This is a genomic window from Ruegeria sp. SCSIO 43209 (assembly GCF_019904295.1).
In the GTDB taxonomy this organism is placed as follows: Bacteria; Pseudomonadota; Alphaproteobacteria; order Rhodobacterales; family Rhodobacteraceae; genus Ruegeria.
Map to the genome: position 1 here is coordinate 2,542,291 of NZ_CP065359.1, position 12,893 is coordinate 2,555,183.

The window sequence follows — 12,893 nt, forward strand, 5'->3', positions numbered from 1 at the left end:
TGAACATTTGACTGGATTTCGATCAAACGACTGATAACTTGCCTCGCAGCGGTTTTTGGTTGCAACAGCGTTGCACAGAAAATCTATTGGAGCGCGCTATTGGTAATTCCGTTTCATGTCCGGGAAATGCTTCAACGCATAAAAGCACGATTTGATGCTGACCAGATACCTCAGCAGATGGCGCCAAGCGATGCAGAGTTTTCAACCTTACGCCCATCTCGCAAGCCGACCAAGGAGATGGTCGCACGATTCTGGGAAAAGTTGAAACCAACGGCCAGCGACAAGGATCAGGCACAAATTGCAGATTTGGCGGCTATCGAAGATGCCGAAACCTATGGCGCCAATATCGAGAATTTCATCGGGACGGTTAAGCTTCCAGTCGGGGTTATTGGCCCCTTACGCCTGAACGGAATGAACGCCAACGGCGACTTTCATGTCCCCCTCGCAACAACCGAGGCAGCGCTGGTCGCATCTTATGCCCGGGGCGCCTACGCCGCCACTCGGTCGGGCGGTATCAGTACCGCTGTTTTATACGAAGGCGTGCTGCGGACCCCGGCCTTTGTGTTCGATAGCCTGCTAAGAGCGGGGCAATTTGTGGATTGGGTGGTGACCAATGTTGACAGGCTCAAATCTGCGGCCGAAGCGACGACCCGTCATGGCAAGCTTGTATCGCTGGAGCCATTCATTGACACCAACGTCGTTTTCCTGATTTGCCGCTATACCACTGGTGATGCTGCAGGTCAGAACATGGTGACCATCGCCACCGACGCCCTTTGCCACGCAATCACGGATAGCTGTCCTGTTGCGATTGAGAACTGGTATGTCGAAGGTAATTTCTCGGGCGACAAGAAGGCCTCGGCGCTGGGGTTGGTGACGGGGCGCGGGCGGAAAGTCAGCGCCTCGGTTACGCTTCCGGCTGAGATTGTCGAAAAGACACTGGGAACGACGGTCGAGGCGATGCTGGACTATGGCCGTGTCGCCAATCTGGGCGCACATTTGTCTGGCCAGTTTGGCGCACAGGCGCATTATGCCAACGGGCTGGCTGCGTTCTATATCGCAACCGGACAAGACGCGGCCTGCGTTGCCGAAAGTGCAATGGGCGTCACGCGTATGGAACCTAGGGGCGGCAATCTATTCTGCTCGGTCACGCTTCCGAACATCCTTGTCGGCTCGGTCGGCGGCGGAACCGGTTTGCCAAGCCAGGCAGCAGCGCTGAACATACTCGGTCTACGGGGCAGCGGGTGTGGCACGGCTTTGGCCGAAGTTGCTGCGGCCACGTGTTTATGCGGCGAAATCTCCATTGTCGCCGCGATTGCTGCCGGTCATTTCACCCGCGCCCATGAAAGTCTGGCCCGCCACAGATGAGCTTTCAGAACCGATTTTGGATTTACCAATCCGAGCGCTTTCCGCTTAAGAAAACCGTCCCCCTGCTGCTGGTGTTTTCCTCGGCCAGCATTTGTGTGTCTGCCCGTCTGGCAGATCGCCCCTTGCCCGAGTGGCCCGCCTTTGCCGCCGGTTTTGTGCTGGCCATGGCGCTGTTCTTCCAGATGCGGGTCTGTGACGAGTTCAAGGACGCCGAGGATGATCGACGTTACCGGCCCGACAGGCCGATCCCACGCGGATTGGTCTCACCAGGCGAAGTTTTGAGCTTGGGCTTACTGACCATTCCAATTGCACTTGCGGCTGCCTGGTTCTGGCACCCGTCGGTTTTGTGGCTGTTGGGCACGGTTTGGATCTGGCTCGCTGCGATGACAATTGAATTCGGTGTCCCGGCCTGGCTGAAGGCCCGGCCGGTTTTGTACCTGCTCAGCCATATGGCAATCATGCCCTTGATCGATCTATTGCTGACTGGCCTCGAATGGCTGCCGGCAGGCGGCGCGGCACCCTCACTATGGCTGTTCCTGGCGTTGTCCTTTGTGAATGGCTGCGTCCTTGAGATCGGGCGGAAATTGTGGGCGCCCGAAAACGAGATTGAAGGGGTCGACACCTATTCCTCCCTATGGGGTCCGCGCCTAGCAGGACTTATCTGGATCGGCTGCGTTCTGCTATCCTACGCGCTTCTCGTCGGCACAGGACGCGCCACCGGAGTTGGCTGGCCAAGCGCCCTGATCGGCGCACTAGCGCTGGTTCCCTGCGGGGTTGCTGTATTCCACTACAGTCAGACACCCACTGAGAAAGCACAGAACAGGATGGACACTGTTTCCGGTCTGTGGGTATTTTTCTGCTATGCCACGGCTGGTTTCCTACCCTACCTGATCGGAGCCGTAGCATGACTTTCATCGTCGACCAAATGGATGCCAATGACATCTCTGTGGTTGGAGGCAAAGCGGCAGCCCTGTCGCATCTGACACAGCACGGGTTTTCCCCGCCCGCATTCTTTGTCATCACAAATGACGCGTTTCGTATGGGGCAATCGGGCCCGATCGCGCAAAAAGGCCTGCGACTGGCTGTGTCCACCGCGCTCGAAACACTCGGGTCCGGGCCTTACGCGGTACGCAGTTCTGGCCAGTCCGAAGATGGCGTGGACCACAGCCATGCAGGACAGTTCGCAACGGTCCTGAATGTTCCCGGCAAGAGTGTGATCGCGGCGGCCAAGCAGGTTTGGCAATCCGGTTTCTCATCAACGGTCGAAACCTACCGCGCGGTCAAATCCGGTGGCGAGGCCGAGGCCCCCGCAATCATCGTGCAACGCATGATCGATGCCAAAGCGGCCGGGGTAGCCTTTTCCGCCGATCCGGTCAGTGGCCGGCGCGATGTGGTCGTGATCTCAGCGATTGACGGGCTTGCAGAGCAGCTTGTGTCGGGGAAAGCGGACGGAGAAGACTGGGTCATCGATGCAGATGGCGTACCGGAAAGCGCTCCTGACGCCCCTGCACATTTGACCGTCACGGAGGCGCGATCCATCGCGGCCCTCGCCCGAAAGGCCGAGGCGTTATTCGGTTCTCCTCAGGACATCGAATGGGCCATTGATGCGCAAGGGCTGCATATTCTGCAGGCCCGCCCGATCACCACGGCCCTGCGCCCTGCCCCGCTCGAAGATCAGACGCTTACCATTTTCGACAATTCCAATATCGTCGAAAGCTATCCGGGCATCGTCAGTCCGCTGACTTATTCCTTTGCCCTGCACGTGTATTCTCAGGTATATCGAGCTTTCGTTAGGCTGCTGGGCGTGTCCCGGTACACGGTCGCGCTGAACCCCACTGTGTTTGACAATTTACTGGGGCGGGTGGACGGGCGCGCCTATTACAATCTGATCAACTGGTATCGCGCGCTGGCACTGTTGCCCGGGTTTTCACTGAACCGCGACTATATGGAAACGATGATGGGCGTTTCTGAACCGATGCCGCGTGAGGTCACGGATGCTCTTGCCCCACCCCCCACCACCGGCTGGCGCAAGATCGTGGAGTACGCGAAACTGGCCAAGGTTGCGGGCGGCCTGATCTGGCAGGCCATCCGCCTATCGCAGACCCGGCGTGATTTTTACCGCAGGCTGAACGACATATTACAGACGGGGCTGAACGTGGATGCCTCTAACGCGACCCAACTGGCTGCGGAATACCGGCGCATTGAAAGCACTCTGCTGGATCGGTGGGATGCCCCGCTGATCAACGATTTCCTGTGCATGATTGCCTTTGGCGGCTCGCGCAACCTGCTGCAAAAGTGGCTGGGCGAGGCCGGGTTGAGCCTGCACAACGACCTCATGATCGGGCAAGGTGATATCGTTTCGGCGGAACCCGCGCAACGCATCGCCCGGATGGGAGAGTTGGTTCGGCAGGCAGGGCTTGCCGCTCCTTTGAAGGCCAATGCAAATCTGTCGGTTTTGTCAGGACACCGACAAATCGCAGCCGAGGTTGATGCGTATCTTGAGAAGTTCGGCGACCGGTGTACGGAAGAGCTCAAGCTGGAAAGCGTACCGTTACGCGATGACCCGACCAGTCTGTTGCTGGCCATTGCAGCCAGCGCTGAACGTCCACCTTCCGGGCGTCAGGACGGCGATGAACCGGACTGGAAGGCTCTGTTTCCGTCAAACCCACTCAAACGGTACTTCGCCAAATGGATTTTGGGCTGGACCAAGGCGCGGGTGCGCGACCGAGAAAACCTGCGCTTTGAACGCACGCGCATATTTGGTTATGCGCGGCGCGTGTTTCTGGGCATCGGCCGCGAATTCGCTGCGCGTGACCTGCTTTCATCGCCAAAGGATGTATTCTTCCTGACAACACATGAAGTTCTCGGAGCAGTCGAAGGTTATAGCCTGTCACCCGATCTGAAAGGCATCGTTGCGCAGCGCAAACTGGAAGACGAAGCCTCGTCCCGACGCCCAGATCCGCCGCAACGCATCGAAATCCGTGGCCCCGCCATCGCCCCGGTTTGGTCCGAGAACGCAGAAGCGGAGGCGGACACTGCTCGGATGAAGCACGGCACGGGCTGTTCCGCAGGTCAGATCAAGGCGCGCGCGCGCGTGATCCGCGACCCGCGCACCGAGGCCTTAAACCCCGGAGATATACTCGTGGCGCGCCACACCGATCCGGGCTGGATCGCCGTATTCTCGAACGCATCTGCCATCGTCGTCGAACGGGGATCTCTGTTGTCACATTCTGCGATTGTCGCACGCGAACTAGGTATCCCCTGCGTGGTTGGCCTGAAAGGCGCCACCAACTGGATCGAAGATGGTGAGATGATCCGGGTCGACGGGGCAAGCGGCGCGGTGGAGCGGTGCGATGGATAGCAGTGAGATTGAGAAAAAGGCGGATTTCGACCATATCCGCTATGCCCAACTGTGGGAAGACGCGGATGTTCTTACCTCCGCCCTGGGCGATTGTGCGGGCAAGACATTGGTCTCCATCTGCTCTGCCGGGGATAATGCGCTGGCAATGCTAACACTCGATCCCGCGCGCATTGTCGTTCTGGATCTTTCACCGGCCCAGATCGCCTGCCTTAAGCTTAGGATCGCGGCCTACAAAGTGCTGACCCATCCCGAATTCATTGAACTCACCGGCTCGCGGCGAAGTAGCCGACGGGGCGCATTGCTGAACCAGGTTTTGGAAGCCACAGATGCCGAAACGCGCGCTTTCTGGCGGACTCTGATCACGGAAGTCGAAAAACACGGCATCGGTGGCGTCGGCAAGTTCGAGCGCTATTTTCGCATCTTTCGAACTTGGCTACTGCCTCTTGTGCATTCACGCCGAACCATCGACGCAGTGTTTGTTCCCCGCTCGCCCGCAGAGCGACTGACATTCTTCGACACGCGGTTCAACACGGTGCGATGGCGTCTTTTGCTGAACATCTTCTTCTCTCGCCTCGTCATGGGTCGCATGGGCCGGGACAGTGCGTTTTTCGATCATGTCGAGGGTAGCCCGGCCCAACATGTCGCCCGCCGCATCCGTCATGCGGGAGTCACCACCGATCCCTCGCAAAATCCCTATCTGCACTGGATTCTCAAAGGCGATCATGGCGACGCGCTGCCGATGGCGTGGCGTTCCGAGCATTATGAGACAATCCGATCCCGGTTGGATCGTCTCGACATCCGCCTTGGATCGCTTGAGGCTTTTGTGTCGACCGACGAAAAAGCCAGAGGATTCAACCTGTCCGACATCTTCGAGTACATGTCGCCCGAGACCTTCCATCAGGTTTACGGGTCGATCCTGACCGCTGCAGAGCCAAATGCCCGACTAGTCTATTGGAACATGATGGCACCCCGGAGGGTTCCGCCGGAATTCAGAAACAAGGTTGAAACCCTGACCGACATCGAAACACAGCAGAAGGCCCGCGACATGGCATTCTTCTATTCGGATTTCGTCGTCGAAGAGTTTCAACCGTGACTGTTATTGGGCAGATTCTGCTGGCGGCGGGGTCGGTGCTGGCTCTGGTCGGCGTAATGATGATTATACGCAATCTGGCTATTACAGCGGGCCTGAAACCCGAAGTGCAGCGCAAGCTTATGCATGTCAGCACCGGCCTCTTTGCGTTGCTGCTGCCCTGGTTGTTTCCCGATCGCTGGCCGGTTTACATGCTGATTGCGGCCACAATCCTGGTGATGCTGGTGCTGCGCCTGCCTCGTTTTTCGTCGGGTCTGGGTGCAACTTTGCATGGTGTGGATCGTACGTCCTACGGCGACTTTCTGCTCGCCCTGTCAGTTGGGCTTTGCTTTCTGCTAGCCGGGGAAAACACGCTGTTCTACATACTGCCAATCGCCGTTCTGACACTCGCGGATGCAGCCGCTGCGCTTGCCGGGACCACGTATGGAACCAAACGCTACGTGGTAGAAGATGGCGATAAGAGCTTAGAAGGATCAGTGGTGTTTTTTGTCGTAACACTATTGGTTGCGATCATCTGCTTCTTGTTCTTATCGAAACTCCCGCCATCTAACATCATGATGTTGTGCCTTATGGTTGCGGCTTTTGGCACATTGGTCGAGGCACAAAGCTGGCGCGGGTTTGACAACCTTTTCCTGCCGCTTGGCTTGTTGATTTTCCTAAACGGCCACTATTTCAGCTCTTTGGCAGAGCTCGCCCTGTTGGCCGCCATGTTCTTTGCCGCCCTTGCCAGTTTCGGCGTAGTGGGAACCAAACTGGGCCTGACCAAACATGCGACCCGTGTGTATGTTGTCGCGGTTTTTTTGCTGCTGGCCGCCGCAAAGCTGCAGAACACAGTACTGCCGATCATGGTTCTTGCCGCACATGGCTGGGCGCGTACCGCTTCTCCTTGTGACAGTAAGTACCCCGATCTGGATATCATAGCCGCCTTGGGGCTTTTGGGATTTGGTTGGCTTGCGGTGGGAAATGCAACGGGATGGGATGCAGTTTCCTTTTTTGGGCTCAGTGCGATGGGGTTAGCTATGGGGCTCACTGCTATGGCGCTGCGTCCCATTCCTGTTGTTATACCACTTGCTGCGGCTGTCCTTTATTTCATTCGAACTTGGGCTGTTTCCCAGAATTCTGAACAGTCGAACTGGGCTGAACCGCTGACGGTACTGGCCCTGTTCTCATTAGCTTGTTCAGCCGCAGCGCCGTTGCTCCGACCACATTGGTTCGAAAAAGATAGGGTGCTCAGGCTGACGCTGTTGGCCCTCGCGCCGCCGTTGCTTTACTACGTTTGGATCGTTGCTGGATCGCTAAATGCTGGGTTCTTTGCCGGAGTTTTTTCATGACCAAAGAGTTCATCAGAACGGCGGATGCAAAGCTGACCGTTTATCTGAACGGTCCGATCTGGGACGGCGCGCGAGCCGCGACCTTCGGCGATTTTTCCTGCAAAACGCCTGAAGCCGGTGCCGAAATCCTGTGCAAAGGGATCGAGAGGGTGAAAGACGCCGGCCTCAACCGCATCATCGGGCCGATGTCAGGCGATACCTGGCACAGTTACCGGTTCGTCTCGGATAGCGACGGGTCCGCTCCGTTCCTGATGGAGCCTACCAACAAACTTCATGAGCCCGGGGTTTTCCAGTCGGCAGGATTTACAGAGATCAGCCGGTATTTTTCGGCCCGGGTGTCGTTGCAAGCCGCAACCGGGTCAGCACCGCCGGAAAGCGATGGGTTCGTGGTGGAAGAGTGGGACGGAACAGACCCCGAGGCGCTGTTTCGTCAGGTCTTCGACCTGTCAACCCGCGCATTTTCCGGCAACGCGTTCTACAAACCGATATCCGAGGCAGATTTCCTGGCCATGTATATGCCAGTTGTGCCGATGATGAAGCGCGATCTGATCCTTTTTGCGCGCCGCCATGACGGGACATTGGCAGGGTTTCTGTTTGGCATTCCCAATTATGCCGAAGGCCCCAATCCGGCATCCGCAATCCTCAAGACCTATGCAAGTCTCGAACCGGGCGCCGGACGGCATCTGGCTCACCGGTTTCACAAGGCGGCGCTCAGGATGGGGTACGAAACCGCCATTCATGCGCTGATCCATGATGACAACACCTCCGCCGAGCGCAGTGCAGCGGAAGGCGCGACAATATTCCGGCGCTATACTTTGCTTGGACGGAAGCTGAATGGCTGACCTGCTGTCCCAATTCGCCACGGCGGTTAAACGGGTTCCTGACCGGACAGCCATAGTGGACGGCAAGGGCCGCGAGATCACCTTTCAAACCCTGCGCACGCGCGTTCAGCACTTGGCAGGTCGGTGGCAGGACAAGGGTATCCGGTCAGGTGATCGTGTGCTTTTGGCCATGCCAGTCAACGCGGACCTATATGCAAGTCTGGCTGCGCTTTGGACCCTTGGCGCAACCGTTGTCTTACCAGAGCCAGCCTTGGGGCTGGCCGGTCTGCGCCACGCCGCCCGAACAACGAAGCCAAAAGCGTTCTGTGCAGCGGGTGCGTATTCTTTGCTGAAGTTTCTGGTTCCGGATCTCTGGGCCCTGCCCCTGCTGACGCCTGGTAAAAGCCGCAGTAACCCGGTGGCGCAAAAGGTACAACCGGACGATATCGCCCTTATTTCCTTTACCTCTGGTACAACTGGCCAGCCCAAGGCCATTCCGCGCTCGCACGCGTTTTTGATGGCGCAGCACGATGCCATCGCACCCCTCCTCGACAGCCGCAAGGCCGAGCGCGATCTGGTGGCCTTTCCGGTGTTCACGCTGATCAATCTGGCGGCCGGGCGCACAAGTGTTTTACCCAACTGGAGGTTCAGCAAGCTGGACCGCATGTCGACTGTGCAGTTGGAAAGCTGGCTTCAAACGCAACAGATCACCCGGGCCCTCATCCCACCATCGCTATGTGAAAAACTGGTTCAATCCGACGATACCGGTCCGTTGCACACGGTGTTCACCGGCGGCGGTCCGGTGTTTCCGAGTCTTGTCGAGGCGTTGAGAACCCGGCACAGCCTGTCAGTTGTGTGCGTCTACGGGTCGACCGAGGCTGAACCGATTGCCCATCTTGACGCCGCGAATATCACGGTGAAGGATCACCGCGACATGGCTGTTGGAAGGGGTCTTCTTGTGGGATACCCGGTGCCCGAAATCACGCTCCGCATCCGCGACAATGAAATTCAGGTCGCCGGCGCACATGTGAATGACGGGTATTTGAACCCGACCCACTCAAAGAACAACAAAATCAAGGAAGGTGACGTCATTTGGCACCGGACCGGTGACGCTGGCGCGCTGGATGATGACGGGCGTTTATGGTTATGGGGGCGCGTCGGGTCCGAAATTGAAGTCTTTTCAGGTACGCTCTTCCCCTTTGCTATCGAAGTCGCGGCACAGCGATGGCCAGGTGTAGATCGATGCGCGCTCGTCAATACCAAGGCAGGCCCCACACTTTGCGTCCAAGGTTCCGCGGATCACATCGACGATTGGACTAAATCTGCGCTTGGTTTTGACGTTCCAAATGTGATTTCGATTAAGAACATTCCTATGGACAAGCGTCATGCCTCCAAAGTCGATCGTACGAAACTTACACGCATAATAGAAACCTGACGCAATATGGCTCGTAGGCCACTGAGCCTGCCCAACTCATCGCTCCCGTCGCTGTGCGCGTTAACAGAGGACTGAGTGTAGCGACGAAGTCATTGTTTTAGAATTTCCAATCAAAACCTGCACACCTTGGTCAGGGGAAATCTGCAATTGCCAGTTACATCTGGCCGCATGAAACATATAATCGCAGATACACTGTTAGGGTGCGCCCCGGCGAACGGTTGATACCCATGTCATTGCACAAAGATGTTCGGCTTGACGCGTCATCCAAATCCGTCCCAAACCTCAAGCGTTTCTAACCCAGAACTACTAGCCGGCTTTCTTCTATGCTGCTGCAAGAATGTCAATTAAGCTCACGCACACAATCACGACTAATAACTGCGCGCTCGCGAACTTTGCTGCTCTGCATTTTAAATTGAATAAGCTGTTGTAATGCGTCGATGAACATAAAAGATTGAAATAGAGTTCTCTTGGCTCGGTAGCTTCAGATACCCAGGAGAAACGAGTATGGGGAAAGCAGATATGACAAAACCTACTTCCGCTCAGAAAAAACTTTCGGAACGGTTACCAGTTTATCTATCGTTGGCCTGTATCATATGCAGCTACCTTGTCTCCGCCGCTTCATTGCAAGCTTCTGAGCTTCCCTGGATCAAACTAGATAGAGAGGTTCAGGCGCCATCGGGCGCCAAATCACTCTGCAAAGATTATTCGTGGGCGTGCGCGAATACTCGTACTTCTGGTCTGCCAGAAGCGCAGGAGAAACAGATCGTTAAAGCGATTAACTTGCGCGTCAATCGGAGGATCCGCGCCGTTTCGGATCAAAACCAATACGGGACAAAGGAATACTGGACGCTACCAATGCAGGGGTCAGGGGATTGCGAAGATTTCGCTTTGCAAAAGAAGTTTGAACTAATGCAGAACGGCTTGGATCCTACGAAGCTACTTATTGCAACTGTCTTAGACACCAATCGCAGTGGCCATGCAGTTTTAGTTTATCGCTCGAGTGAAGGCGATTTGATTCTGGACAATGTCACCAACAGGATCAAATCGTGGAAGGAAACGAGGTATCTTTTCCTACGAATACAGGACCCAAATCACCCTGATCGTTGGGTACAGGTTTCTAGCGGCTAAAAACAATGTGGCGCGCCCTCGAGACGCGCCACAATAAAATTTTGGTCCTGCGTCTACTGGTTGTTTCGCGGCAACCCAAGTTTAGGACACCGCTTCAAACTTTGGTCAAGCTTTCGCAGCGTTGTACAAACGCGGAGTCACCAGACCTGTACTGTTCAAACCGCGCATCGCCTTGGCTGCCGCAAGCACTGCCAGATCAGCAATCGGCTCAATGACAATTACCAGCATATAAGCACCGCCAAAGGACAGAACCGACGCCATGGTTTCTGCGCCGAAACCCTGGCCGTAGAAGGCCCAGAACCCAACCCATGCGACTACTCCTCCCTGATACGTCGCACTTAGGGCAAGAGCTTGGCCATATTTGAGGTCAACATATGCTGTGCCGGGTGCGATGATGCGGCTGGCCAGTGCTTGTAGCGCAAATAGCGGCACCAGCAGAGTGGTCAGGTTGATGAAGTACTGCGGAAGATCGAACGGGGCAAAAAACACACCCTGAATCAGGAGACCAGCTGCCAATCCAAAAGCCGCGGGTGCAGCACCGAGAAGCAGAAACAGCGTCGACCCCAGGATGAAGTGGACTTCAGAGACACCAACCGGGAAATGCGGCAGGACTTCGAAGAAAAGGAAAACACCAACGGTGGCGAGCACCGAGCGCATAACAAAAGATGCAGGTCCATTCGCACGCAATGTGGAAAACGTTTCTTTCGCTGCGTAAGTAGCCGCACCTGCGGCGGTAACATAGGAAAGCGCGATTTTGGCACCATTCACGATGCCCGGTTCGATATGCATGTTCTTTCTCCCTACCGCCTCACCCGGCGGCTTGTCAGGTTGAATCGACCGTAAGGCCGACAGGTTCAGTCTGGGCATAGCCCGGCGCTTTACGGCAGGTCTCCTGACTCGCGGGTGCTCGCTCCGCCAACCTTCCCGGTTCCATTACGAACCAGTGGTGTCTTGGCATCGCTCTCCGCTCACAGTTGCGGGGGCAGTTACGGAATTGGCGCCATTGAAAACACCGAACCGTATTCCCTTTTAATCCTTTTGGCTTCCGCCATCAGGAACCGAAAACAATTCACCGCTACAATGGCGGCTTCGCCTGTGTCAATTGTCTTTGCGACCTATTCCAATGTAAACTCGACCGAAGCAGGATTCACGCAACCGGTCACTTGATCGACAGGGTAAACCAAGCGTTACCTGAAACCTCTTGAAGCTCTAGCTGCTAGAGGCTTTAAGATTCGGATTAATTCGCGATAGTGCGATCCAAATACGTTAAACTTGTGAACCAGGACGAGACCTATGCTTACAAGGCGCCATTTCATTCAATCCACCATAGCGCTGTTCTCGGCGTCTGCGGCCAGTCCATTGATCGCCAAAACCTGGCCAACCGCATCGCAGAAGACCTATTGGGACAGTCAGGTCACGCCAATTGGTTACGATCCAATGACCTCAAATCCGTGGGGTGTTCATGACCGTTTTTTACCAAGACGCGTCGCGGCAAATGATGGTTTGGTTCCAGGTGACATCCATGTGGATGCCGTCGCGCGCTATCTCTATCATATCGAAGAAGGCGGGACCGCAATGCGCTATGGCGTAGCGATCGCGCGCGGGAACCTTTACGAGCCCGGCACCTATGTTATCCGCCGAAAGGTCGAATGGCCACACTGGACACCAACCGCTTCAATGATCGAGCGCAACCCCGAATACGCGGAATTCCGGAATGGCATGGAGCCCGGGCCGAATAATGCTCTCGGCTCTCGTGCCCTTTATCTATACGTTGGAGACCGAGACACATATCTCAGAATTCACGGCACGCCTGAGCCAAGAAGCATCGGCGGTCGCGCAAGTTCTGGATGTGTGCGAATGATCATGGCTCATATCAATGACCTCTACCCAAACGTGAAAACCGGCTCGACCGCTTTCCTATACTCTGCCGAAGATAGCGTCACAGCCCGCTCATGAATATTGGGCAGCGTACATGGACGTCGCTGCCCTCATTTCGATCAGGCGTCGCGCGCAATGCAGATCGGAGCGCCATTCGTCGCGCGCAATGGTACCAATGTCGTCTCGACGGGTCCGCTGTGCTCATACCAAAAGCAATTGTCTTCGGGCAGGAGGCGCGCTGTGGTCAAATCCTGCGCCGGCCCTGCCAGCGCTACGACCGAATCTGGCACGTTGCCTGGTTCAAGTGCTTTGCTTTTGGCCCCAGTGAACTGGGCTGAGCAACCAGCCGTAATCGAGACTAACGTGATGGTAATTGCGATCCGTTTCTGCATTGATCTATTCCAAATTTTTTGCGTCATCTGCAATTAGATTGCATCCACACGGCCGGCCCGCAAGACGAAATGAACTAACAATATCGCAGGCA

General features: G+C 56.1%; 11 protein-coding genes and 1 riboswitch. Of the genes, 9 read left to right on the top strand and 2 right to left on the bottom strand.

The window, feature by feature from the left end:
• Nucleotides 1-126: 126 nt before the first annotated feature.
• The 8 genes from I5192_RS12795 to I5192_RS12830 all read left to right on the top strand — a co-directional run bounded on the left by I5192_RS12795 (nt 127) and on the right by I5192_RS12830 (nt 10,531).
• Nucleotides 127-1,365 (top strand): hydroxymethylglutaryl-CoA reductase, encoded by a 1,239-nt coding sequence (locus tag I5192_RS12795; protein WP_255611830.1) that lies wholly within the window; start codon nt 127-129, stop codon nt 1,363-1,365.
• A complete protein-coding gene (locus I5192_RS12800; protein WP_223116986.1) occupies nt 1,362-2,273 on the top strand; it encodes a UbiA family prenyltransferase in 912 nt (303 codons plus the stop codon). Before I5192_RS12795 ends, I5192_RS12800 begins: the two co-directional genes overlap by 4 nt.
• Nucleotides 2,270-4,726 carry a PEP/pyruvate-binding domain-containing protein gene (locus I5192_RS12805; RefSeq protein WP_223116987.1) on the top strand — a complete coding sequence of 819 codons (2,457 nt, stop codon included), beginning with the start codon at nt 2,270-2,272 and terminating at the stop codon, nt 4,724-4,726. Before I5192_RS12800 ends, I5192_RS12805 begins: the two co-directional genes overlap by 4 nt.
• Nucleotides 4,719-5,819 carry a DUF3419 family protein gene (locus tag I5192_RS12810; protein WP_223116988.1) on the top strand — a complete coding sequence of 367 codons (1,101 nt, stop codon included), beginning with the start codon at nt 4,719-4,721 and terminating at the stop codon, nt 5,817-5,819. Before I5192_RS12805 ends, I5192_RS12810 begins: the two co-directional genes overlap by 8 nt.
• Entirely contained in the window at nt 5,816-7,147 is a 1,332-nt protein-coding gene (locus I5192_RS12815; protein WP_223116989.1) for a hypothetical protein, read from the top strand. Before I5192_RS12810 ends, I5192_RS12815 begins: the two co-directional genes overlap by 4 nt.
• Nucleotides 7,144-7,989, top strand: a complete 846-nt coding sequence (locus tag I5192_RS12820) for a hypothetical protein (protein ID WP_223116990.1) — start codon at nt 7,144-7,146, stop codon at nt 7,987-7,989. Before I5192_RS12815 ends, I5192_RS12820 begins: the two co-directional genes overlap by 4 nt.
• A complete protein-coding gene (locus tag I5192_RS12825; RefSeq protein ID WP_223116991.1) occupies nt 7,982-9,403 on the top strand; it encodes an AMP-binding protein in 1,422 nt (473 codons plus the stop codon). Before I5192_RS12820 ends, I5192_RS12825 begins: the two co-directional genes overlap by 8 nt.
• Before the next feature lie 504 nt (nt 9,404-9,907).
• Complete coding sequence (locus tag I5192_RS12830; RefSeq protein WP_255611833.1) at nt 9,908-10,531, top strand: transglutaminase-like cysteine peptidase; 624 nt, start codon at nt 9,908-9,910, stop codon at nt 10,529-10,531.
• Between the two features lie 105 nt (nt 10,532-10,636).
• On the opposite strand, the gene I5192_RS12835 is transcribed toward I5192_RS12830, so the two are convergent.
• The gene (locus I5192_RS12835; protein WP_170392744.1) at nt 10,637-11,320 is read right to left on the bottom strand and encodes an energy-coupling factor ABC transporter permease; all 684 of its coding nucleotides are present in this window, start codon (nt 11,318-11,320) and stop codon (nt 10,637-10,639) included.
• A gap of 75 nt (nt 11,321-11,395) precedes the next feature.
• Nucleotides 11,396-11,609, bottom strand: a riboswitch (cobalamin riboswitch).
• A 215-nt stretch (nt 11,610-11,824) separates the two neighbouring features.
• Here I5192_RS12835 and I5192_RS12840 point away from each other — a divergent pair.
• Complete coding sequence (locus tag I5192_RS12840) at nt 11,825-12,487, top strand: L,D-transpeptidase (protein WP_170565327.1); 663 nt, start codon at nt 11,825-11,827, stop codon at nt 12,485-12,487.
• Nucleotides 12,488-12,528: 41 nt separating this feature from the next.
• Here I5192_RS12840 and I5192_RS12845 read toward each other — a convergent pair whose 3' ends face one another.
• Entirely contained in the window at nt 12,529-12,801 is a 273-nt protein-coding gene (locus I5192_RS12845; RefSeq protein ID WP_170392939.1) for a hypothetical protein, read from the bottom strand.
• Nucleotides 12,802-12,893: the final 92 nt, after the last annotated feature.

Coding starts and splice junctions, on each gene's coding strand:
- I5192_RS12805 (WP_223116987.1), top strand. CDS start 2,270: ATGACTTTCATCGTCGACCAAATGGATGCCAATGACATCTCTGTGGTT.
- I5192_RS12830 (WP_255611833.1), top strand. CDS start 9,908: ATGGGGAAAGCAGATATGACAAAACCTACTTCCGCTCAGAAAAAACTT.
- I5192_RS12820 (WP_223116990.1), top strand. CDS start 7,144: ATGACCAAAGAGTTCATCAGAACGGCGGATGCAAAGCTGACCGTTTAT.
- I5192_RS12795 (WP_255611830.1), top strand. CDS start 127: ATGCTTCAACGCATAAAAGCACGATTTGATGCTGACCAGATACCTCAG.
- I5192_RS12845 (WP_170392939.1), bottom strand. CDS start 12,801: ATGCAGAAACGGATCGCAATTACCATCACGTTAGTCTCGATTACGGCT.
- I5192_RS12840 (WP_170565327.1), top strand. CDS start 11,825: ATGCTTACAAGGCGCCATTTCATTCAATCCACCATAGCGCTGTTCTCG.
- I5192_RS12835 (WP_170392744.1), bottom strand. CDS start 11,320: ATGCATATCGAACCGGGCATCGTGAATGGTGCCAAAATCGCGCTTTCC.
- I5192_RS12800 (WP_223116986.1), top strand. CDS start 1,362: ATGAGCTTTCAGAACCGATTTTGGATTTACCAATCCGAGCGCTTTCCG.
- I5192_RS12825 (WP_223116991.1), top strand. CDS start 7,982: ATGGCTGACCTGCTGTCCCAATTCGCCACGGCGGTTAAACGGGTTCCT.
- I5192_RS12810 (WP_223116988.1), top strand. CDS start 4,719: ATGGATAGCAGTGAGATTGAGAAAAAGGCGGATTTCGACCATATCCGC.